The sequence below is a fragment of the Phytohabitans sp. LJ34 genome (assembly GCF_052068095.1).
Taxonomy (GTDB): Bacteria; Actinomycetota; Actinomycetes; order Mycobacteriales; family Micromonosporaceae; genus Phytohabitans.
This window is the reverse complement of record NZ_JBQHDG010000021.1, coordinates 25,078-46,842: the sequence shown is the minus strand read 5'-3', so window position 1 is coordinate 46,842 and position 21,765 is coordinate 25,078. Positions and strand designations below refer to the sequence as shown.

21 protein-coding genes are annotated in these 21,765 nt (G+C 72.2%); 7 read left to right on the top strand and 14 right to left on the bottom strand.

Annotation, left to right across the window (positions count from 1 at the left end):
- Nucleotides 1-29: 29 nt before the first annotated feature.
- The 4 genes from qcrB to ctaE are packed head-to-tail and all read right to left on the bottom strand — an operon-like array spanning nucleotide 30 to nucleotide 4,242.
- Nucleotides 30-1,655, bottom strand: coding sequence for a cytochrome bc1 complex cytochrome b subunit (gene qcrB / locus ACTMTJ_RS32695; RefSeq protein WP_441222507.1), 1,626 nt, complete (start codon nucleotides 1,653-1,655; stop codon nucleotides 30-32).
- A complete protein-coding gene (gene qcrA / locus ACTMTJ_RS32690) occupies nucleotides 1,652-2,746 on the bottom strand; it encodes a cytochrome bc1 complex Rieske iron-sulfur subunit (protein WP_441222506.1) in 1,095 nt (364 codons plus the stop codon). Before qcrA ends, qcrB begins: the two co-directional genes overlap by 4 nt.
- The gene (gene qcrC, locus ACTMTJ_RS32685; RefSeq protein ID WP_441222505.1) at nucleotides 2,743-3,585 is read right to left on the bottom strand and encodes a cytochrome bc1 complex diheme cytochrome c subunit; all 843 of its coding nucleotides are present in this window, start codon (nucleotides 3,583-3,585) and stop codon (nucleotides 2,743-2,745) included. Before qcrC ends, qcrA begins: the two co-directional genes overlap by 4 nt.
- 57 nt (nucleotides 3,586-3,642) lie before the next feature.
- Entirely contained in the window at nucleotides 3,643-4,242 is a 600-nt protein-coding gene (gene ctaE, locus ACTMTJ_RS32680; protein WP_441222504.1) for an aa3-type cytochrome oxidase subunit III, read from the bottom strand.
- Nucleotides 4,243-4,349: 107 nt separating this feature from the next.
- Here ctaE and ACTMTJ_RS32675 point away from each other — a divergent pair, with 107 nt between their 5' ends.
- The 3 genes from ACTMTJ_RS32675 to trpD are packed head-to-tail and all read left to right on the top strand — an operon-like array spanning nucleotide 4,350 to nucleotide 6,796.
- Nucleotides 4,350-5,243: a cytochrome c oxidase assembly protein gene (locus ACTMTJ_RS32675; protein WP_441222503.1), complete on the top strand. Its 894-nt coding sequence runs from the start codon at nucleotides 4,350-4,352 to the stop codon at nucleotides 5,241-5,243.
- Nucleotides 5,244-5,286: 43 nt separating this feature from the next.
- On the top strand, nucleotides 5,287-5,682 hold the full coding sequence (locus ACTMTJ_RS32670) for a hypothetical protein (RefSeq protein WP_441222502.1): 396 nt from the start codon (nucleotides 5,287-5,289) through the stop codon (nucleotides 5,680-5,682).
- Nucleotides 5,683-5,737: 55 nt separating this feature from the next.
- Complete coding sequence (trpD, locus tag ACTMTJ_RS32665; protein ID WP_441222501.1) at nucleotides 5,738-6,796, top strand: anthranilate phosphoribosyltransferase; 1,059 nt, start codon at nucleotides 5,738-5,740, stop codon at nucleotides 6,794-6,796.
- A 368-nt stretch (nucleotides 6,797-7,164) separates the two neighbouring features.
- On the opposite strand, the gene ACTMTJ_RS32660 is transcribed toward trpD, so the two are convergent.
- The 9 genes from ACTMTJ_RS32660 to ACTMTJ_RS32620 form a co-directional block, all read right to left on the bottom strand.
- A complete protein-coding gene (locus ACTMTJ_RS32660; protein ID WP_441222500.1) occupies nucleotides 7,165-8,007 on the bottom strand; it encodes an alpha/beta hydrolase family protein in 843 nt (280 codons plus the stop codon).
- Nucleotides 7,997-8,284, bottom strand: coding sequence for an Lrp/AsnC family transcriptional regulator (locus ACTMTJ_RS32655; protein WP_441222499.1), 288 nt, complete (start codon nucleotides 8,282-8,284; stop codon nucleotides 7,997-7,999). Before ACTMTJ_RS32655 ends, ACTMTJ_RS32660 begins: the two co-directional genes overlap by 11 nt.
- Entirely contained in the window at nucleotides 8,281-8,631 is a 351-nt protein-coding gene (locus ACTMTJ_RS32650; RefSeq protein WP_441222498.1) for a hypothetical protein, read from the bottom strand. The genes ACTMTJ_RS32655 and ACTMTJ_RS32650 overlap by 4 nt, the downstream gene beginning before the upstream one ends.
- A gap of 290 nt (nucleotides 8,632-8,921) precedes the next feature.
- Nucleotides 8,922-9,125, bottom strand: a complete 204-nt coding sequence (locus tag ACTMTJ_RS32645; RefSeq protein WP_441222497.1) for a hypothetical protein — start codon at nucleotides 9,123-9,125, stop codon at nucleotides 8,922-8,924.
- Nucleotides 9,126-9,139: 14 nt separating this feature from the next.
- Complete coding sequence (locus ACTMTJ_RS32640; RefSeq protein ID WP_441222496.1) at nucleotides 9,140-10,261, bottom strand: anion permease; 1,122 nt, start codon at nucleotides 10,259-10,261, stop codon at nucleotides 9,140-9,142.
- A gap of 39 nt (nucleotides 10,262-10,300) precedes the next feature.
- Nucleotides 10,301-11,137, bottom strand: a complete 837-nt coding sequence (locus tag ACTMTJ_RS32635) for a nucleotidyltransferase family protein (RefSeq protein ID WP_441222495.1) — start codon at nucleotides 11,135-11,137, stop codon at nucleotides 10,301-10,303.
- On the bottom strand, nucleotides 11,134-11,655 hold the full coding sequence (locus ACTMTJ_RS32630; RefSeq protein WP_441222494.1) for an NUDIX domain-containing protein: 522 nt from the start codon (nucleotides 11,653-11,655) through the stop codon (nucleotides 11,134-11,136). The genes ACTMTJ_RS32635 and ACTMTJ_RS32630 overlap by 4 nt, the downstream gene beginning before the upstream one ends.
- A gap of 143 nt (nucleotides 11,656-11,798) precedes the next feature.
- A complete protein-coding gene (locus tag ACTMTJ_RS32625; protein ID WP_441222493.1) occupies nucleotides 11,799-13,562 on the bottom strand; it encodes a RelA/SpoT family protein in 1,764 nt (587 codons plus the stop codon).
- Between the two features lie 106 nt (nucleotides 13,563-13,668).
- Nucleotides 13,669-15,429, bottom strand: a complete 1,761-nt coding sequence (locus tag ACTMTJ_RS32620) for a DEDD exonuclease domain-containing protein (RefSeq protein ID WP_441222492.1) — start codon at nucleotides 15,427-15,429, stop codon at nucleotides 13,669-13,671.
- Between the two features lie 70 nt (nucleotides 15,430-15,499).
- Between ACTMTJ_RS32620 and ACTMTJ_RS32615 the strand changes: the two genes are divergently transcribed.
- From ACTMTJ_RS32615 to ACTMTJ_RS32600, 4 genes are all read left to right on the top strand, one after another.
- Nucleotides 15,500-16,909, top strand: a complete 1,410-nt coding sequence (locus ACTMTJ_RS32615) for an NYN domain-containing protein (protein ID WP_441222491.1) — start codon at nucleotides 15,500-15,502, stop codon at nucleotides 16,907-16,909.
- Nucleotides 16,910-16,983: 74 nt separating this feature from the next.
- Nucleotides 16,984-17,211 (top strand): hypothetical protein, encoded by a 228-nt coding sequence (locus tag ACTMTJ_RS32610; RefSeq protein WP_441222490.1) that lies wholly within the window; start codon nucleotides 16,984-16,986, stop codon nucleotides 17,209-17,211.
- Nucleotides 17,212-17,229: 18 nt separating this feature from the next.
- Nucleotides 17,230-18,486 (top strand): M48 family metallopeptidase, encoded by a 1,257-nt coding sequence (locus ACTMTJ_RS32605; RefSeq protein WP_441222489.1) that lies wholly within the window; start codon nucleotides 17,230-17,232, stop codon nucleotides 18,484-18,486.
- Complete coding sequence (locus tag ACTMTJ_RS32600; protein WP_441222488.1) at nucleotides 18,483-19,592, top strand: glycosyltransferase family 4 protein; 1,110 nt, start codon at nucleotides 18,483-18,485, stop codon at nucleotides 19,590-19,592. Before ACTMTJ_RS32605 ends, ACTMTJ_RS32600 begins: the two co-directional genes overlap by 4 nt.
- A 141-nt stretch (nucleotides 19,593-19,733) precedes the next feature.
- Here ACTMTJ_RS32600 and ACTMTJ_RS32595 read toward each other — a convergent pair whose 3' ends face one another.
- Nucleotides 19,734-21,617 (bottom strand): ABC transporter ATP-binding protein, encoded by a 1,884-nt coding sequence (locus ACTMTJ_RS32595; protein ID WP_441222487.1) that lies wholly within the window; start codon nucleotides 21,615-21,617, stop codon nucleotides 19,734-19,736.
- Nucleotides 21,618-21,765: the final 148 nt, after the last annotated feature.

Below are 21,765 nucleotides of genomic sequence, written 5' to 3'. Positions count from 1 at the left end.
GGACCGCGGCCTCCCGGGAAGTACGGCGATTACTTGGTGATCTCTTCGCGGTCCGTGGACGGCGCGGCCGTGACCGGCGGGTGGCCGGGGGAGACCGGCGCCTCGGCCGGCTTTTCGATCGGGAAGAAGAAGCCGCGGATGGCCGGGCCGAGCGCGCCCAGCCGGTTCATCTTCTTCGGGACCACCCAGCCGGCGTACTCGAGGCTGCCGTGCCCGTGCTCGTCGACCGGCGCGAGCGGCTGGTGCACCTCGATGAACCGGCCGTCCGGCAGCCGCCGGATGATGCCCGTCTCCACGCCGTGTGCCAGCACCTCGCGGTCGTGCTGCTGGAGGCCCAGGCAGATCCGGTAGGTGACGTAGTAGGCGATCGGCGGTGCGAGCAGCAGCAGGATGCGGCCGGCCCAGGTCATCGCGTTGAGGCTGATGTGGAACTTGTCGGCGATCACGTCGTTGCCGCCGGAGAGCGTCAGGACCACCCAGAACGCGATCGCCATCGCGCCGAGCGCGGTGCGGGCGGGCACGTCGCGGGGGCGCTGGAGCAGGTTGTGCGCCCGGTAGTCCTTGGTCAGCCTGGCCTCGATGAACGGATAGGCCAGCGGCAGCATCGTCAAGATGCCAGGCAACACCACCGTGGGCCAGAAGATCGGCGGGATGGTGTAGCCGTCACCCCAGCCCCAGAGGTCGAAACGTATCTCCCAGGCCGGGAAGAGCCGCGTCGAGCCGTCCAGGAACATCACGTACCAGTCGGGCTGGCTGGCCGCCGAGACCGTGTACGCCTCGTACGGGCCGAAGAGCCAGATCGGGTTGATCTGGAACAGACCGCCCATCAGCGCGATGACGCCGAAGACGATCATGAAGAAGCCGCCCTGCTTGATCGTGTACCGCGGCACGAAGCGCTCGCCGACCACGTTGTGCTCGGTGCGGCCGGGGCCGGGCCACTGGGTGTGCTTCTGCTTGAAGACGAGGCCCAGGTGGACGCTGATCAACGCGAGCAGCGCACCCGGGATGAGCAGCACGTGCGCGATGTAGAAACGGCCCATGATCACGTGGCCGGGGAACTCGCCGTCGAAGATCGACGTGGTCACCCACGAGCCGATCACCGGGATCGACAGCATGATCGCCGAGGCGATCCGCAGGCCGGTGCCGGAAAGCGCGTCGTCCGGGAGCGAGTAGCCGGTGAAGCCGGCCAGGAAGCCGATCCAGAAGAGCAGCGAGCCGATGATCCAGTTCGTCTCACGCGGCTTGCGGAACGCGCCGGTGAAGAAGATCCGGAACATGTGCACCACGATCGCCGACATGAACGTCAGCGCGGCCCAGTGGTGCATCTGCCGCATGATCAGGCCGCCGCGCACGTCGAACGAGAGGTTGAGGCTCGACGCGTACGCCTGCGACATGTGGACGCCGCGCAGCGGCGCGTAGCTGCCGTCGTACGTCGTCGTGCTCAGCGACGGGTCGTAGAAGAACGTCAGGAACGTGCCGGTCAGCAGCAGGACGATGAACGAGAACAGCGCGATCTCGCCCAGCAGGAACGACCAGTGGTCTGGGAAGACCTTGTTGAGGATGTTGCGCAGCGGTGTGGCCGCCTGGAACCGATCGTCCAGCCCACCGGCCACCTTGGCGGGCACCGCGCTGACGTCTACCTTCCGGCGCTTCATGGCCGCTCCCAAAATGCTGGCCCAACAGCCACCTTGTAGTCGGACGTTGCCACGAAGAACCCTTCCTCGTCTACCTCGATGGGCAGCTGAGGCAGGCTACGCGTGGCCGGCCCGAAGATCGGTCGGGCGTTGTCGGTGATCAGGAACTGCGACTGGTGACACGGGCAGAGCAGGCGGTTGGTCTCCTGCTCGTACAGGCTGGCCGGGCAGCCGGCGTGGGTGCAGATCTTCGAGTACGCCACGAAGTTTTGCCACTGGGCGCCCTCGTTGACCGGCTTGGCGGTGCTCGCCGCCTTCGCCGCGTCGTCCTCCCGCAGGTGGATCAGCAGGGTGGGTGAGTCGGCGTGCTCGTTGGTGGCGCCTTCGGGGATGCCCGGGAAGACCGTCATCTGGCCGCCGACGCTCACGTCTTCGGGCCGGATCGGCGTGCCGTCCTCGCGGGTCAGCCGCACGAGGCGGCCCCCGTTGCCGGCCGGGTCCCAGCCGGTGCGGAAGAGGATGCGGTCCTTGGTCGGGCTCTTGATCAGGCCACCGATGAGCGGGGCGGCGGCGACGAGGCCGACCGGGGCGAGGCCGAGCAGCGCGGCCAGGCCGAGCGTCTTGCGGCGCTTGATGCCCAGCTCGTCGACGATGTAGGCCATCGTGTTGCCGGTCAGCTTGCGCTGCACCCGGTCGGACGGGCCGTCGTGCCGGTCCTGGATCGCGATCTCCCGCGGCATCAGCTTCTTGCCCCAGAGGAGGATGCCGAAGCCGATGCCGAGCAGCGCGATGCCGAGGGTGAGGCCGAGCAGCGGGGTGTAGAGCTTGCTGTTGTTGGCGCCCAGCTCGTACTCCCACGGCCACCAGATGTAGATGACCATGAAGGCCGTCGACGCCAGGCCGGTGAGCAGGAAGAACAGCATGACGGTGCGGACCACGCGCCGCTCGGCCTTGCCACCCTTGAGCGGGAACGGGTCTTCGTAGTGGACGATCTCGACACCGTCACGCCGCGCGCCCTCGCGGACGATCTCGAACCGCGACAGCCGCGGGTCGTCGATGTCGACCTCTTCCGGCTCGACGTCGTGGCCGTGTGCGTGTGTATCCGTGGTCATGACTTCCCCGCAATCCAGAGAGCCGCGAACACCAGAGCGACGATGCCGACCAGGAAGATCGCGAGACCCTCGGTCACCGGACCGAAGCGCCCCATGCCCCAGCCGCCCGGGTCCTTGTCCTGCTTCAGGGACTCCTGGACGTAGGAGATGATCTCCTTCTTCTGCTCCGGCGTGAGCTGGTTGTCACCGAAGACCGGCATGTTCTGCGGGCCGGTCAGCATGGCGGCGTAGAGCTGCCGGTCGGTCGCCTTGCTCAGGTCAGGGGCGTACTTGCCGGACGACAGCGCGCCGCCGCCACCCCCGAACGCGTGGCAGGACGAGCAGTTGATCCGGAAGAGGTTGCCGCCGCGGGCGATCGCCTCGTCGTCGCCGTCGGGCGCGCGCAGGTCGCCGTCGGGCACCTGCGGACCGCCGCCGAGCTCCTGGATGTACTGGGCGAGCTGGCGGGTCTGGTCGTCGGTGAACATCGACGGCTTGCGCGGCGCCTGCGCCTCCTGCCGCGCCATCGGCATGCGACCGGTGCTGACCTGGAACTCGACCGCCGCCGCGCCCACGCCGATCAGGCTCGGACCCCGGCCCTGCACACCCTGCGCGTTGCGACCGTGGCAGCTGATGCAGCTCTGGTCGAACAGCGCCTTGCCCTCCTCGCCCGCGGTCGACAGCTGCGGCGTGTCGTCGGCCGACAGGCCCGGGGCGAAGACGGCGTACACACCGCCGGCGAGCGTCAGCGCGAGGGTGAGACGCACCACCGTGCCCAGGCGCCGCCGCACCCGGCCGCGCGGTTGTGACCGCCTGCGGCGCAGCCGCGCCATCAGGCCGCCGGGGGTGTCAGAAGTCATGCCAGATGTCCTTCATAACTATGGGACGAACCGAGCGGGCGGAACGTGACAGCTTGCTCACTGGAGCAGGTAGATCATCGAGAACAGGGCGATCCAGACGACGTCGACGAAGTGCCAGTAGTACGACACGACGATCGCCGAGGTCGCCTGCGCCGGCGTGAACCGGCCCATGGTCGTGCGGGCCATGAAGATGAGGAACGCCACGAGGCCACCGCTCACGTGCAGGCCGTGGAAGCCGGTGGTCAGGTAGAACATCGACCCGTAGCCGTCGCCGTTGATCTTCACGCCCTCGTGCACCAGCTGGCGGTACTCGTTGGCCTGGCCGAGCACGAAGATGAGCCCCATCACGAACGTGAGGGTGAACCAGCGACGCAGCGAGTGGACGTCGCCCCGCTCCGCGGCGAAGACGCCGAACTGGCAGGTCACCGACGACGCGACGAGGATCAGCGTGAACACCGTCGCGTACGGCAGGTTGAGGACCTCGGTGTGGTGCTCCCACTGCTCGGGCGCGGCCGCGCGGATCGAGAAGTACATCGCGAAGAGCGCCGCGAAGAACATGAGCTCGCTGGAGAGCCACACGATCGTCCCGACGCTGACCATGTTGGGCCGCGTCAGCGAGTGGATCCGGCTCTTGTCAATTGCTGAGGCCGCAGTCACGCGGTCATTATCGCCACCTCGTAGTACGACGTTGCGTCGGGGTCACCTACGACGGTGTGTCGTGGCCCGATTGCCGCTGCCGGACCCGCGTGGCCTAGCCTCGAAACGTGCGCCCCTTCACCGTTTCGGCCATCTTCACCGAGGCCAGCCTCGACAGCTGGATCGCGGTGATGCTGGTGGTGGCGGCCGGCCTCTACCTGTACGGCGTGCACCGGCTGCGGGCCCGCGGCGACAAGTGGCCGCTCTCCCGCACGCTGCTCTTCGTCGGCGCGGGTCTGGGCTCGATCGCCGCGGTGACGGTGAGCGGCCTCCACGCGTACGACACGACGCTGGTCTCCGTGCACATGGTGCAACACATGGTGCTCTCCATGGTCGCGCCGATCTTCCTGGCGCTCGGCGCCCCGGTCACGCTCGCGCTGCGGGTGCTGCGCGGCGCGCCCCGCCGGCGGCTGCTCGCCGTGGTGCACAGCCGGGTCGCCCGCGTCTTCTCGTTTCCCCTCGTCGCGTACGCGATCTTCGTGGCCAACCCCTTCGTGCTCTACTTCAGCGGCCTGTACCGGCTGACGCTGGAAAACTCGTTCGCGCACGAGGTGACACACGCGCACTTCATCCTCACCGGGTGCCTGTTCTTCTGGCCGCTGGTGGGGCTCGACCCGCTGCCCGGCCGGTGGCCGTACCCGGGGCGGGCGCTGCTCATGGTGCTCTCGGTGCCGTTCCACACGGTGCTGGGGCTGACCATCATGCAGAGCACCACGCTGCTCGGCGGCGACTGGTACCCGTCGCTCGGCCTCTCCTGGGCCGATCCGTGGGCCGACCAGAAGGTGGCCGGCGGCATCCTGTGGGCGGGTGGCGAGTTCGTCTCGATCACGATGATCGCCGTGCTTGTCATGCAGTGGGTCAAGCAGTCCGAGCGGGAGGCCCGGCGCATCGACCGCGAGCTTGATCGCCAGGAGGCCGCCGCCGCGGCGGCCGCCCGTACGGGGGCCGAACCCGCTCCGTGACGGGCGGGTACGATCAGCCCGCAGCTAAGAGGTGGGGAGCGCGATGACCGACCGTACGTACACCGTCCTGCTCTACAGCGACGACCCGCAGGTGCGCGACCGCATGCGGCTCGCGATCGGGCCGCGGCCGGCGGCCGACCTGACGGTGGAGTTCGTCGAGGCCAGTGAGTACGCGGAGTGCGTTCGCCTGGTCGACGACTACGAGATCGACCTGATGGTGCTCGACGGCGAGGCGACCCCCGGCGGCGGCATCGGCATCGCCCGCCAGATCAAAGACGATCGCACCGACGCGCCGCCGACCTGCGTCGTGATCGCCCGGGCAGCCGACCGCTGGCTCGCGGCGTACGCGCAGGTGGACGGGACGCTGCTGCACCCGCTGGACCCGGTCACCACCGGGCAGACCGTCGCCGGGCTGCTGCGTTCGCACGCCGCGGCCTGACGTTCGCTGCACCTCGCCTGGAGGCGGGCGAGGATCTCACGACCTGGAGGCCACCGTGGGCGAGCGGACCTGGCCCAACCTGATCGCCGCGCTGCTGCGCGCCGAGGAGCTGTCCACCGCGGACACGGCCTGGGCGATGGGCGAGATCATGAGTGGTACGGCGACGCCGGCGCAGATCGCCGGCTTCGCCATGGCGCTGCGCGCCAAGGGCGAGACCCCGGCCGAGCTCGGCGGCCTGGTGGAGACCATGCTGGCCAACGCCGCGCTGGTCCACCTCCCCGACGAGGTACGTGCCAACTCCGTCGACGTGGTCGGCACCGGCGGCGACCGCGCACACACGGTGAACATCTCGACGATGACCGCGATGGTGGTCGCCGGCGCGGGCGTGCGCGTGGTCAAGCACGGCAACCGCGCCGCCTCCTCGGCGTGCGGCGCGGCCGACCTGCTGGAGTTCCTCGGCATCCCGCTCGACCTGGGCCCCGAGCAGGTGGCGCACTGCCTCACCGAGGCCGGCATCGGCTTCTGCTTCGCCGCCCGCTTCCACCCCGGCATGCGCCACACCTCGGTGCCGCGGCGCGAGCTCGGCGTGCCCACGGTCTTCAACTTCCTCGGCCCGCTCACCAACCCGGCCCGCCCGCGCGCCGGCGCCGTGGGCTGCTTCGACACCCGCATGGCACCGGTGATGGCCGAGGTCTTCGCCCGGCGTGGCGACTCGGTGCTGGTCATGCGCGGCGAAGACGGTCTCGACGAGTTCAGCACGGCCGCACCGACCCGCGTGTGGGCGGTGCGCGCCGGCACGGTCACCGAGCTTGTGCTCGACGCGGCCGACCTGGGCATTCCGCGGTCGGCCCCGGGCGACCTGCGCGGCGGCGACGCGAGCTTCAACGCCGACGTCACCCGCCGCCTCCTGGCCGGCGAGCCGGGCCCGGTGCGCGACGCGGTGCTGGTCAACGCCGCCGCCGCCCTGGCCGCCCACGCCGGCCTGCCCGGCGACCCGCTGGAGGCCATGCGCGACGCCCTGTCCCGTGCGGCCGAGAGCATCGACACCGGCGCCGCCGCCAAGACCCTCGACCGCTGGATCGAGGTAGCCAAGGCCGCCGCGGTCGCGCCCTGACTCCGCGTCGCTCGAGAGGCCTCTCGGGGTCAGGGTCGCTGCCCGTCGGGGCGTTTCTTCGAGGGCGGATTTTCCCACGTCCGCGCCAGCGGCGGACCGTATGCTCCCGCGGGCACCGCTCCCGGCGGCGGCTCGCGGGGCGAGCCGAAATCCCCGGCCGTCCGCTGCCGGCTCCGCGAGACAAGCCCCGCGAGGGTCTCCGCGGTCCCTACCTCAGCCATCCTGACGCGGCGTAACCAGCCCCGGGGTTGGGATTTCTAGGTGGACAAACGTCGACCGCCGTCGGTGCGAGCCCCCATCCCGGGGACCCCGCGCAGCGGTCTGGACCGCGACGGACGCAAGCCACCTTGGACGCAGATGCGGGGTGGTCAGGGGAGGGTGGTGGACCACTCGGCGACTCGGGCGGCGATGCCGTCGGCGTCGCGTACCCAGGTGAAGTGGTCGGCGCCGGGGATGGTGTGCCGCTCGCGGACCAGCGGGGCCGACTCCAGCTTGGCGCACAGGTGGTCGAGGGTCTCGTGCGGCGTGTACTGGTCGTGGTCGATGCTGATCGCCAGCACCGGCGTGCGCACCTCGCGCAGCGCGGCCTCCACGTCGACCCCGTCGAGGTGTGGAAAGCGGCCGGTGCGGGCGGTGTGTGCCCAGTCGCGCATCACGCCGCTCGCCTGCCGGCCACCGAAGCTCCAGCCGGGCCACACGCGCATGACCGCGCTCGTCGCGCCGATCGACTGGGTCATCGCCAGCACGCCGAGGCGGCGGCGGGGGTACGTGCGCCAGTACGGGAGGCCGACCGCCACCAGCACGACGCCGTCCACAGTGGAGTCGCCGGGCCGCAGGGCCTCGTGCAGCAGCGCGGCCTGCCCGCCCAGCGAGTGGCCGAGCACCAGGCGGCGCCGGCCGTCGAGCCTCGGCTTGAGCGCCTCCTGCACCGCGCCGATGTCGGCGGCCAGGTCGGCGTACCCGTATCGGGAGGAGCGGCTCGGCGCCGGGGTGCTGGCGCCGGTGCCGCGGAGGTCGATCACGACGGGGGCCAGGCCGGCCTGCCGGAGCGACGCGGCCAGCGGGCGGTAGTAGCGGGCGCGCACGCCCATCGCCGGCCAGACGACCACCACCGGGGCGTCCGCTACGCCGTCGGGCTCCGGGTAGACCTGGAGCCCGAGGCGGTCGGTGCCCCGGTCGAGGTGCTCCTGGACGTACTCCTCAGTCGGCATCGTCGAGGCCGATCGCGAACGCGCCCTCCAGGTCGTGCTGGGAGTAGGCGCGGAACGCGATGTGGGTCTCGGTGTCGATCACGCCGGGCGTCTTGTTGATGGACCCGGCGATCACCTCGGCGATCTGCTCGTACTCCCGCACGCGCACGATCGCGATGAGGTCGACGTGCCCGGCCACCGAGTAGACCTCGCTGACGTTGGGCAGGGCGGCCAGCGTCTCGGCCACCTCGGGGATCGAGTCGGTGGCGCAGTCGATCAGGACGATCGCGGTGATCACGCGCCTACCCTATCGTGCCGCTCGCCTTTGGTTTGCGCGTCGAGCCACCGGGTGTGTGCCTCCCAGGCCGACTGCTTGGTGGTGCCGAGCGCGGCGCCGACCTGCGCCCACGAGGCGCCGGCCGCGCGGGCCGAACGCACGCCGAGCTGGCGGCCGTAGCCCGCCTTGCGCGCGATCAGCTCGCCGAGCGCGAGCATCTCCAGCGCCTCCTCTTTGGACAGTGGCGGGGCCGCGGGTGGCTCGCCCTCCTCGTTTGGCGAGGCCAGGGCGTCGCGGGTGCGGAGGGTGTCGTAGCGGGCGACCGCGGTCTGGAGGGTGTGCTGGCGCTCCAGCTCGTCCGGTGACATGCCACCCACTATCGCGTCAAGTTTCCCTGACGTCAAGGTGCCCTGACAAGGTTCGGCTGGGGCCTCGCGCTGAGCGCGGCGGCCGCCGCCGCGGCCGTGGCCTGGTGGCTGGCGTCACGGCCCACGGCTCCGGCCTCGGCGGCGGCTTCGGGTTCGGCGGCGGCTTCGGGTCCGGCTCCGGCTTCGGGTCCGGCGGCGGCCTCGGCTTCGGGTTCGGCGGCGGCTTCGGGTCCGGCTCCGGCCTCGGGTCTGGCGGCGGCCGCCGCTGCGGCCTCGGCGCCGGCCGGCGGTCAGAGCGGCAGCAGCGTATAGAGGCCGTAGAGGACGGCGGCACCGCACAGGGCGAAGCAGGCGTACGCGGGAACGGTCCGCGCTGTCCCGCCCTCCGGGCCGGCCAGCAGGCGGACGCCCGCCGCGAAGAGGGCCACCACGCCGGCCCCGGCGAGCAGGCCTACGACGAGGACTTGCCCGAGTTCGGACCAGGGGAAATTCATCGCGGATGCTCCTCTCAGCCGGCGACCGGCGTCATGGCGCCCGGCTCGCGGTCGTTGACGTTGTGTGCGCCCACCGCGTCGCGGCGGGAGACGAGGTAGATCCCCAACGCGAGAGCGCTGCCCACGACCGCGACGGCGATGACACCCGGGGTGCCCAGGTCGGCCACCCGGCCGGCGACGGCACCGACCGCGCCCGCCGCCGGCAGCGTCACCAGCCAGGCCACCGCCATCCGCCCGGCCACGCCCCACCGCACCTCGGCCAGCCGCTTGCCCAGGCCCGCGCCGACCACCGCGCCGGACGCGACGTGGGTGGTGGACAGCGGGTACCCCAGGTGTGAGGAGGTGAGGATCACGGCGGCGGCGCTCGTCTCGGCCGCGAAGCCCTGCTGCGGCGCGATGTCCGTGATCCGGTGTCCGACCGTGCGGATGATCCGCCACCCGCCGAGGTACGTGCCCGCGGCGATCGCCAACCCGGCGGAGACGATGACCCACAGCGGCGGGTCGGCCTCCGCTTGCAGCGACCCGGCCGTGATCAGCGTGAGCGTGATCAGGCCCATGGTCTTCTGCGCGTCGTTGGTGCCGTGGGCGAGCGAGACGAGCGACGCGGAGATGATCTGCCCGTGCCGGAAGCCGGACCGCACGCCGCGCTCCGACGCCCGCCGCGTGATCCGGTAGACCAGGTAGGTGCCGACGGTGGCGACGAGCACCGCGATCAGCGGGGCGGCCACGGCCGGGATCAGCACCTTCTCCACGATCTTGCCGAACTGCACCGCGCTCCCGCCGGCCGCGATCCAGGTGGCCCCGATCAGCCCGCCGATCAGCGCGTGCGACGAGCTGGAGGGGAGTCCGAAGAGCCAGGTGACGAGGTTCCAGAGGATGGCGCCGACGAGACCGCCGAAGATGACCGCGGGAGAGATCGCGGTCTCGTCGACGATGCCGCCGGAGATGGTCCGCGCGACCTCCACCGAGATGAACGCGCCGACGAGGTTGAGCACGGCGGAGAGGGCCACCGCCACCCGCGGCCGGAGCGCGCCGGTCGCGATGGAGGTGGCCATCGCGTTCGCCGTGTCGTGGAAGCCGTTCGTGAAATCGAAGGCTAGGGCGGTGATGATCACCACCACGACTATGAAGTCCATGAATCCGTCATGACCACCACGGAGAACCGGGGTGGACGGTCAGGTGACGATCGGGTGAACCTCCGCGCGAACTGTCAGGTCTGTCCCCACCCGGATCGCGTCGACCAGGTGCTCGCCGGGCGCGACCCGCCCGCCGGGCCACACGACGGCCCTGGTCAGTCGGCCTTCGACGACCGCGCCGGCACCGACCACCGCGTGCTCGACCACGCCGGTGACCCGGGCGTCCGGTGCGACGAGGCTGGCGCCTCCGGCGGCGTGGAGGTTTGCCGCCAGGTAGTCGCGGGGCGTGCCGGTGTCGAGGTAGGTGGCGGCGAACGGCACCACTTCGAGCGCGCCCTCGGCCTCGGCCGGCCGCCACACGGTGCGCACCAGCTCGGCGGGCTCGGGCGGGAGGTCGCGCACGTAGCGCCAGGGCAGCAGCGAGAAGCCGGCGAAGCGGTGACCGGAGAAGCCGTACGGCTCGTCCGGCGCCGGCTGGCCGAACAGGCGCACGGTCTCGCCATCCCACCCGTCGAGCAGCGCCGCCGGATCCGCCCCCGGGCCGGCGAGGTAGGCGTCGGCGTTGCCCACCAGGACGCCCCGGCCGTCGATCCAGGTCCGGAGATTGCCCACCCCGCCGCTGGTACCAAGTGGGTGATCTTCGGATGAGACGTGCGCCCGCCCTCCGACATGGGCGACCACCTGGTCACCTAGGTAGCTGGCATTGACCGCGACGGTCGCCGGGCCGGCGAAGCCGAGCCGGGCGACGCGGGCGAGCGCGTGGTCGAGAAGCGGCACGTTGCCGACCGGGCAGAGCGCCTTGGGCACGTGTGCGGTGAGCGGGCGCAGCCGGCGGCCCTCACCGGCGGCGAGGATCACCGCACAGACGTCGCTCATGGCTTGACGGACGCCCAGGGGCCGGGCTGGTCGGCGAGTGGGCCGATGCCGTAGTAGGCGAGCAGCTTGGCCGTCGCCCGGGTCAGCTTGGGCAGGTCGTCGAGGCGGTGCCAGGCGGCCTCGTAGACCTCGGCGCCGTCGACGGTGAGCGTCGTGGTGGACGCCGGCACGGACGCCTCGAAGACGACGTCTACCCAGCCCCGGGCGTGTACGACCGCGTTGGGCACGGCCGGGCGGAGGTCTTCCGGGCGCAGGCTGATGCCGGACTCTTCGGCCAGCTCGCGGGCGGCGCCCACGATCGGTGCCTCGCGTCGCTGGAGCAGGCCGGCCGGCAGGCTCCAGCCGCGGCCGGGCGGCTGGCGGAGCAGCAGCAGCCGCTCGCCGCCCGCCTCCGAGTCGCGGACCAGGGTGACCGCACCCACGATGTACTTGGGGACGACGCGCCGCACGATCCACCGGCGCACGCTGATGGGCAGCCGGTAGAAGACTCCGTAGGTCGTGGCGCGTAGAGATTTCACGGGCCCAGGCTAGCCGCGCGAGCGCGCCGCCGCTCGCAGGCCTCACCAAGCATCGGGAGCGAAGCGACCACAGCGACCGAGGTCTACAGGGCGGCTTCGAGGCGCGCGAGCCGCCCTCGCGAAGCGCGGCCCGGAACTACTGTCTACTCGCGCCGGTCGACAAGGGCGATCAGCTGGTCGACGACCTCGTCAGGGGCGATCGTGCGGTCGACCACCGCGACGAGCATGGTCTCCAGGTCGGGGTAGCCGAGGTCGTCGGCGAGCGTGCGCAGCGGCACCTCGCTGGCCAGGCCCCGATTGTGCTTGCGCAGCGCCAGGCCGATCGTCGCCCGGCCCAGGCGCACCTTGTCGGCGATGCTGATGCCGGGCTCCTGGTGGTCGGCGAACCACCTGTTGATCTGCATCTGCGCGTGTGGCGACTTGACGAAGTCGAGCCACTCGCGCTGCGGCCCGTGCGCGGCCTCGGTGAAGATCTCCACCACGTCGCCGTCGTGCAGCTCGGAGGCGAGCGGGGCGAGGCGGCCGTTGATCTTCGCGGCGAGGCAGTGGTCGCCGGTCTCGGCGGCCAGCTCGTAAGCGAGGTCGACCGGGGTGGCGCCGGCCGGCAGCAGCACCTGCCGCCCCTCGGCGAAGACCAGGATCTGCGCCTCGGACAGGTCGCACCGCAGCGACTGGAGGAACTGGGCCGCGTCGGAGGTCTCCTGCTCCCAGTCGAGCACCCGCCGCAGCCAGGACAGCTCGTCGAGCCGCACCGACTCGTTGTGGTCGGCGGGGCGCTTGTAGCGGTAGTTGGCGGCTACCCCGTACTCCGCGGCGCGGTGCATCGCCTCCGTGCGGATCAGCACCTCGACGGTGCGCTCGTCGGGCCCGATGACCGTCGTGTGCAGCGAGCGGTACAGGTTGTTTTTCGGCGAGGCGATGAAGTCTTTGAACCGGCCGGGCACCGGCCGCCACTGCCCGTGGATCGCGCCGAGGGCGGCGTAACAGTCACCCTCCGGGCCGTCGACCACGACCACGATGCGGGGCAGGTCGAACGGTAGGCGGTGGTCGCCGGCGACGGTGTCTTTCCAGATCGAGTAGTAGTGCCGGGGGCGGGGGGCGACCAGAGCGGTGACCTTGCCCCGCTTGAGCGCCAGCCGGGCGGAGGCGACGACGGTGTCCAGGTAGCCCGCCCAGTCGGGGCGATTGCGCACGTGGTCGTCGATCCGCTCGAACTCCTCCGGGTGGAGGTGCATCAGCACGATGTCGTCGAGCTCGCGCTTGAGCGCCTGGATGCCGAGCCGGTCGCAGAGCGGCACCAGCACCTCCTGCGTGGCTCGGGCGATGCGAGCGCGGGAGGCGGGGGAGCGGGCGTCGAGGGTGCGCATGTTGTGCACGCGGTCGGCGAGCTTGATGATCAGGACCCGCACGTCCTTGCCAGCCGCGACGATCATCTTGCGGATGGTCTCGGCCTCGGCGGCCTTGCCGTAGAACGACTTGTCGAACTTGGTGACGCCGTCGACGAGGTGGGCCACCTCGGGACCGAAGTCGCCGTCGAGCGCCTGCAACGTGTACGTCGTGTCTTCGACCGTGTCGTGCAGCAGCGCGGCGACCAGCGTGGTCGTATCCATGCCCAGCTCGGCGCAGATCTGCGCCACGGCCAGCGGGTGGGTGATGTAGGGCTCGCCGCTCTTGCGGAACTGGCCCCGGTGCATGTTTTCCGCGATCGCGTAGCCACGGCGGAGCACGCTGGCGTCCGCGTAGGGGTGGATGCTGCGGTGGGTCTTGGTCAGCAGCGTCACCGGATCGTCGTCGGACGACGTGGTCCAGGACAGGTAGGAACGCAACCGAGTCGTGAGGGGGAGGTCGGATGTCTGTGTCGGCAGGGCGCGTCCGAGTGCGGCGCCGTGGCCGGCGTCGACGTCCACCGAGACACCTCCCTCACGCGATCACGCCGTAAAACGGGCGTTGGCTCCCAGGAATGCACTTGCCTAACAGCCTAAGTGAGTCTCGGTCATACGAATGGTTACTTAGTCATGAGCTTTCGGTCGAGTCTTTACCGGAAGCCGCCTTTTCCGCGCGATTGAGCAGATCACGGAAGCGAGCCGCCCCTCGGACGGGTGACGCCCAACCGGCGGACATCTGCACCAGCCGCGTGTCGGGTCGCTCCAACCAGGACAAGATCCGCTCGCTCTCCTCAGTGGACGCGGTCGGCCCGATCACGGTCTCGGCGGTCATCCGGAGCATGTCGATCGTGGACCGTGGGTGCACCCGGGGCGGTGACACCCCGGCCGCGGCCAGCCGCCCGTGGCGCACGATCGCCAGCTCCCAGCCGCCGGTCGCCTGGTGGCGGCGCGCGGCCACCAGCTCGGCGATGCTGGTCAGGCCGGAGAGGCGCTGCATGCGCACGGCCGCCCGGAGCAGGGCCGCCATGCGGGTGCGGACCACGGCCGCCTCCTCGTACCGCTCCGCGTCGGAAAGCTTTCGGATGCGGGCCAGGAGCGGGTCGACCAGCGGCTGGGGGTCGCCGGTGATCGCGTCGCGAAATGGCATGGCGGCCCGCTCGGTGTACTCCTCGGTGGAGATCCGGTGCTCGCACGGCGCCGGGCACTTGCCCAGCTCGGCCAGCGCGCAGGCGGGCGTCTTGGTGCGGGTCGAGAGGCGCAGCGTGCACTGCCGCAGCGGCACCGCGTCGTGCACGCCGGCCGCCGCCAGCTCCGCCGAGCGCCGCGAGCTGAACGGCCCCAGGTAGGCCGCCTCCGGCTCGGCCACCGCGCGGACCAGCGACAACCGGGGGTATGCCTCCGCGGTGAGCTTGAGCCACACGACCCGCTCCGGGTACTTGGACCGCCGGTTGTAGGGCGGGGCGTGCGCGGCGATCAGGCGCAGCTCGCGCACCTCGGCCTCCAGCGAGTGGGCGCACTCGACCGGCTCGACCACCTCGGCCGCGGCCAGCATCTCGGAGATCCGGGCCCGCTTTTCCCCGGCCGTGAAGTAGCTGCGCACCCGGGTCGCGATGTCGCCGGACGTGCCCACGTAGAGGGGGCGGCCGTCGCCGGCGCGGAAGATGTAGACCCCCGGGACGTGCGGCAGCCCCTCGGCCAGGTGGCGCTTGCGCCGCTGGGTGGGCGTGACCGCCTTGGCGAACTCGATCGCGTCGCCCAGCGTGTGCACGCGGAAGCTGCCCAGCCGGCCGATCAGCGCGTGCAGCACCTCCACCGTGGCCTGTGCGTCGTCGAGCGCGCGGTGGGTGGGCTGGCGGACCGTGTGGAAGTGGGCGGCGAGCGTGCCGAGGCGGTGGTTGGGCACCTCGTCGCGGGTCATCGCCCGCCGGGCCAGCGCCACCGTGTCGAGCACCTTGGGGCTGGGCCAGCGGTAGCCGTGCTTGGCGCAGGCGGCCTTGAGGAAACCCACGTCGTACGGCGCGTTGTGCGCGACGAGGACGGCGTCGCGCATGAACTCCAGGAAGCTCGGCAGCACCCGCTCGATGGGCGGCGCCTCGTAGGTCATCGCCTGGGTGATGCCGGTCAGCACGGTGATGAAGGGCGGGATCGGCACCCCGGGGTTGACCAGCGTGGCGAGCACGCCCAGCTCCTCGCCGCCGCGCACCTTGACCGCGCCAATCTCGGTGATGCCGCCACCGTCCGGCGCCCCGCCCGTGGTCTCGAGGTCGACGACGACGAACGTGGTCTCCCGCAGGGAGCGGGCGGCGGGGTCGTCGAAGAGGGTCTCGAGGGTGCCCTGGACGTAGTCCACATTCGTCACGGCCGGCACGCTAGAACACAGGTACGACATCCTGTGTCATCTGGAAAAGATCGTCTGCTCGACCGGGCGGGGACGGCTCGCGTGGTGGGAGACTTGTGGGATGTCCGTACCGGTTCCGCCCGACGACCGCCCCGCTGGTGGCGCGGCTCATGGAGGGTCGGAGCCTGTTTCGGGTGATATGCCCACCTATGACCCGGCCTTGGATGTCGCCGAGCCCGAGCCGGTGCTGCCCGAGCCGGTCCGCCAGCGGGTGATCACGCTGACCGCGGCGGCCCTGCCCACCCTGCCCGCCGACGAGGTGCCGGCCGTGCTGCGGCGGGTGGCGAAGTTCGCGCCCAACCGCCGCGCCCGGCACGGTGGTCCGATGATTGCCACCCAGCTCGCCGGCGACCCGCTCTTCCGCCAGCGGATCACGAGCCGGGTCCTCGACGAGGCCGGCGACCTGGGCGCGGCGGTGATCGAGGGCATCTGCCCTGCGGCCGCCGACCCGGTCGAGGTCGCCGCGCTCGCCTACCTGGCCCGCCCCGAGGGCTGGCGTGACCTCGTGTCCGCCGCCGGAGAAGCGGTCCGCGCCGAGGCCGACAGTGCCGCCGTGGCCGAGCTGCTGCGCGACGCCGAGCACCGGGCCGCCCGGGCCGAGCACGACCGCGCGGTCGCCAAGGTGGAGGCCGAAAAGCTCCGCGACGAGCTGGCCCGCGTCCGCGAGGAGCTGGGCCAGGTCCGGGAGGAGGCGCGGCAGGCCGCGCGGACGCTCCGCGAGACGCAGGCCCGCGAGCGCAAGGCCACCGAGATGCTGGCCACCGAGCGGGGCCGGGCCACCCGGGCCACCGCCGACCACGACGCGGAGCTGCGGCGGATACGCGCCAAGCTGGCCGAGGCCGAAGCCGTCGCCGGCAATGCCCGCCACACCGCCAAGGAGGCCCGCGCGGTCGACGACGCGCGGCTGTGGCTGCTGCTGGAGACGATCGGCCAGGCCGCGGTGGGGCTGCGCCGCGAGCTGGCGCTCGACCCGGCCGACCGGCGGCCGGCCGACTTCGTGGCCGACTCGTTCGCCGACCGGCCAGAAGAGGTCTCCAGCACCCGCGCCCTCGACGCCGACGACCCCGCCCGCCTCGACCAGCTGCTCGCGCTGCCCCGGGCCCACCTGGTGGTCGACGGCTACAACGTGACCAAGCGCGGGTTCGGCGAGATGTCCCTCGAGCAGCAGCGCAAACGCCTGATCACCGGGCTCGGCGGCATCGCCGCGCAGACCGGCGACGAGGTGACGGTGGTATTCGACGGTGCCGAGCGGGTGCACGGGCTGCCGCCCGCGCCGCGCAACGTGCGGGTGCTCTTTTCCCGCAAGGGCGAGACGGCCGACGAGCTGATCCGCCGCCTCGTCCGCGCCGAGCCCTCCGGCCGCCCCGTCGTGGTGGTCTCCTCCGACCGCGAGGTGGCCGACGGCGTGCGCCGCCACGGTGCGTATCCGCTGGGAGCCGACTCCCTCCTGCGCCGCCTCTCCCGGGTCTGACCCGGTTTTGTCGTACCCCTCGCATAGCGTCGATGTCACGGACGGTGCCAGACGGCCCACCCTGAGGAGGGACCATGCTCATCGACTGCGACACCTGCGCGGTGCGGGGAGCCGCGTGTGGCGGGTGCATGTTGAGCGCCCTGCTCGACACGCCGCCGGAGCACGCCGACCTCACCGGTGACGAGCGCCGGGCGATCGAGGCCTTCGCGCGGGCCGGCTTCGACGTCGAGGTCATCTCCGAGCCGGCCCGGCCCCGGCTCCGCCTCATGCCCGGAGGACGCCGGCGCCGCCACGTCGCGTAACGATTACCATCGGCTCGCATGACCCCTAGGCTCTGGGCGGCCGTCGCCCTCGGCGGCCTCGCGGTGGCGCTGCTGGTAGCGGCCGTGCTGCTGGTGCCCTGGCAGCGCCCGCCCGCGCCCCGCGCCGACCAGCTCGACGCCCTCCGCGACCTGCCCCAGGAGCAGGTGCGCAAGGGGCGCGAGTTCCACTCCGCGCTGCGCCCGGGGTCGTATGGTGCGATGGCGCTCGGCCTGGCGGTCACGCTCGCGCTCGGCCTCACCCCGCTCGGCAGCCGGCTCGTGGAGCTGGTCGGGCGCCCGTTCGGCGACCACTGGATCGCGCGCGCGGTGCTCGGCGGCCTCGCGGTCGTGCTCGTCGCCGAGATCGTCACGCTTCCGCTCGCCGCCTGGCGGCACACGATCATGGCGCGCTACGGCCTCTCCACGCAGACCTGGGCCGGCTGGAGCGTCGACATGCTGAAGTCGTACGCGGTGAGCGCCGTCATCGCGGCCGTCGCCCTGCTCGGCTTCTACACGGTCACCCGGCTGGCGCCGCGCTGGTGGTGGGCGTTCGGCGCCGCGGGGGCGGCCGCGCTCGTCGTGCTGCTCTCGTTCATCCTTCCGGTGCTCGTCGAGCCGGTCTTCAACAAGTTCACGCCGATGGAGCCGGGGCCGCTGCGCACCGAGCTGATGAGCCTGGCGCAGCGCGACGGCGTGCCGGTCAAAGACGTGCTGGTGGCCGACGCGTCCAGGCGCACCCGCGCGGTCAACGCGTACGTGTCCGGCCTCGGTCCCACCCGCCGCATCGTCGTCTACGACACACTGCTGCGCGAGGCGCCACCGGAGGAGGTGGCGAGCGTGGTGGCGCACGAGCTCGGGCACGCCAAAGACCGCGACGTGTTCACCGGCACGCTGATCGGCGCGCTCGGCGCCGCCGCCGCGGTCGTGGCGCTCTACCTGCTCGGCGGCTGGGGGTGGCTGCTGCGCACGGCGGGCGTCGACTCGATGGGCGAGCCGCGCGCGCTCGCGCTGATGGTCGCGGTGGTGAGCCTGGCCGGCGTCGTGGCCGCGCCGGCGCAGAGCTTCCTCTCCCGCCGGGTCGAGGCGCGGGCCGACGCGCACGCGCTGGAGCTGACCCGCGACCCGAGCACGTTCGAGGCGATGCAGCGCCGGCTGTCCACCGTCAACCTCGGCGACCCCGACCCGCCCCGCTGGGAGTACCTGTACTCCGCCTCCCACCCGTCCACAGTGGAGCGCATGGCGGCCGCGCGGGCGTACGCGCGCGGAGAGCGATGACCACGCTCCTCGTCACCAACGACTTTCCGCCCCGCCCCGGCGGCATCCAGTCGTTCGTGCACGGGCTGGCGGTGCGGCAGCCGCCCGGATCGCTCGTCGTGTACGCGTCGACGTGGAAGGGCGCGGCGAAGTTCGACGCCGAGCAGCCGTTCGAGGTGGTGCGCGAAGCGACCTCGATGCTCCTGCCCACCCGTCGCGCGGCCCGGCGCGCCACCGAGATCGCCCGAGCGCACGGCTGCGACACCGTGTGGTTCGGCGCGGCGGCCCCGCTCGGCCTGCTCGCGCCCGGTCTGCGGCGGCGCACCGGCGTGGCGCGCGCGGTCGCGCAGACCCACGGTCACGAGATCGGGTGGGCGGCCCTACCCGGCGCCCGCGGCCTGCTGCGCCGGATCGCGCGGGGCGCCGACGTGGTGACCTACCTGGGTGAGTACACCCGCGTGCGGCTCGACAAGGCGCTGCACGGCCTCACCGACCTGCGCCGGCTGGCCCCCGGTGTCGACGTCGACGCCTACCACCCGGAGGTCGACGGCAGCGAGATCCGCCGCCGCCACGGCCTCGGCGACCGGCCCGTCGTCGTGTGCGTCTCCCGCCTGGTGCCCCGTAAGGGCCAGGACACGCTGATCCGCGCGCTGCCCGCGATCCGCCGGCGCGTGCCCGACGCCGCGCTCCTCGTGGTCGGCGGCGGCCCACACCGGTCCACATTGGAAAAGCTCGCCGCCGGCCTTCCCAGCGTCGTCTTCACCGGCTCGGTGCCGGCTGAGGAGCTGCCCGCCCACTACGCGGCCGGCGACGTGTTCGCGATGCCCTGCCGCACCCGCAACCGCGGCCTCGACGTGGAGGGCCTCGGCATCGTCTACCTGGAGGCCTCCGCGTCCGGCCTGCCCGTGGTGGCCGGCGACTCGGGCGGCGCACCCGACGCGGTCCGCGAGGGCGAGACCGGCTACGTGGTCAGCGGCCGCGACGCCGTCGCCGACCGCGTCGCCACGCTGCTCACCGACCGCGACCTCGCCCGCCGGATGGGCACGGCCGGGCGGGCCTGGGTCGAGCGCGAGTGGCGCTGGGACACCCAGGCCGCCCGCATGGCCACCCTCCTCGCGGACCAGTAACCAACCCACCCACCGCTCCCCGCTCCCGCCCGGCCCCAAAGAGGCAGCCCTGTCACCGTCTGGGCGGGTATAGGGGACCCCTGCTGGGAATTCACGCCCCAGGAGGGCTGCCCTCCTGGGGCCAGGGCGGGGCGGGCGCTGTCACGCTGCATTTGTGTCTGGCTGTTGGTAGGCGCTGGCCTGGAGGGTGAAGAGCGTCGCGTAGGTGCCGGCCAGCGCCATCAGCTCCGGGTGGCTGCCCTCCTCGGTGATCGCGCCGTGGTCGAGCACGTAGATGCGGTCGGCGTCGCGCACGCTGGCCAGGCGGTGGGTGATCAGCACGACCGTGCGGCCCGCGGCCAGCTCGCGCAGTCGCTGGTAGACGTCGTGCTCGGCGCGGGCGTCCAGGTTCGCGGTCGGCTCGTCGCAGATGAGCAGCGCGGCGTCGCGGTAGAAGGCCCGGCTCACGGCCAGGCGCTGCCACTGGCCGCCGGACAGGTCGGCGCCGTCGGTGAAGTGGCGGGACAGCAGCGTGTCGTACCGGCGGGGCAGCTCCTCGATGAAGTCGTGCGCGTCGCCCTGCCGGGCGGCGACCTCGACCCGCGGCTGCTCGGCCGGGCGCTCGTAGCGGCCGATGGTGATGTTGTCGCGGGCGGAGAGCGGCCACCTCGTGGGTTCCTGCATGACGACCGCGACCTGGTCGCGGACGCTGACCGGGTCGACCGTGGCGAGGTCGACGCCGTCCCACGCGACCGTGCCCCGGTCGGGGTGGTAGAGGCCGGCCAGCAGGCGGGCCAATGTGGACTTGCCGGAGCCGTTCTCGCCGACGAGCGCGATCGTCTCGCCGCGCCGCAGGGTCAGCGTGACGTCGCGGACGGCGGGCTGGTCGGCGCCCGGGTAGGCGAACGTGACGTCCCGCAGCTCGATCACGCCCGGGCCGAGCGGCGCGCGCTCAGGCGGCGCCGACTCGGCCCGCTCGGTGGCCAGCGCGCAGAAGCCCTCGTAGTCGCTGAAGTACAGGCCCTGCTCGTAGAGGTGGTTGATGCTGAACGCGACCTGGGTGAGCCGGCCGATGCCGGTGCTGATCGCGTACGCGGCCGCGCCGCCCACCGCGAGGTCCATCCGCCCGGTGACCAGCAGGATGATCAGCACCGTGTACGTCACGCCGGTGGCCACCCCGCCCAGCGCGGCGCCGAGCAGGTTGGTGCGCACCTGGCGGGTGGAGACCCGCATGTACTCGCCGGTCGCCACGTCGAGCAGCCGCCGCACCTCGGTCAGCAGGTATCGCCGCACGGTGAACGCGCGCACCTCCGGCGCCGGCTCGCGGTCGGCCAGCAGGTCGCTGAGCATCCACTTGCGACGCCACACCGCGACGAGGCGCAGCTGCTGCCGGTATCCGAGCCGGGCCGAACGCACCGCCGCCCAGCCGGTGGGGAGCACCGCGAGCACCAGGAGCGGGAGGAGCACCGGGTGCAGCACCGCCAGCACGCTGCCCGCCGCGGCCAGGCCCACCAGGTTGGTGCCCAGCTCGATCGCGTGGTCGACCACCCGCTGCGCCGCGTCGATGCCCCGGTCGCGGGCCCGCTGCATGGCGTCCCGCCAGTCCGGGTCGTCGAACGTGGCCAGGTCGACCCGTGTCGTCAGGTCGAGCAGGCGCATCTCCGCGGTCTGGCTCACCTGCGGGGAGAGCCGGCCCTGCGCGCCGGTCGCGGCCGCGCGGAGGATCGTGTGCAGGGCGTGCGCGCCGATCATCAGCAGCAGCGACGGCACGGCCGCACGGATCCGCTCGGGCGTCGGCCCTTCCCGGAGCAGGCCATCGAGCACACCGACGACGCTCACCAGGCCGACAGCACTCGCGACGCCGGCCGCCAGCTCGAACCCGACGACGGCCGCCGTGTGCCGCGGGCTCGCCTGCCACGCCAGCCGCCAAGCCCGCGCGAGCAGGTGCGGCAGCCGCCGCAGCATTCGCCAGAAGGTGGCATTCGCCGCCTCGGCGGTGGCGGTCAGCCAGTACGGGACTTTGAGCTCGTCGTCGCCCGCATCCATACCCTTCTTGGTACGTCACGCGGCCAAGCCGAGCCACCGAGTATCGCGTTCACACGCCAGTTTCCAAGACATTTCGGGCTACCACGACGCACGTCGCGGTAGCTCAAATCTCTGTCTAAATAAGGGATTCAGGGGTCGAAGCCACCCC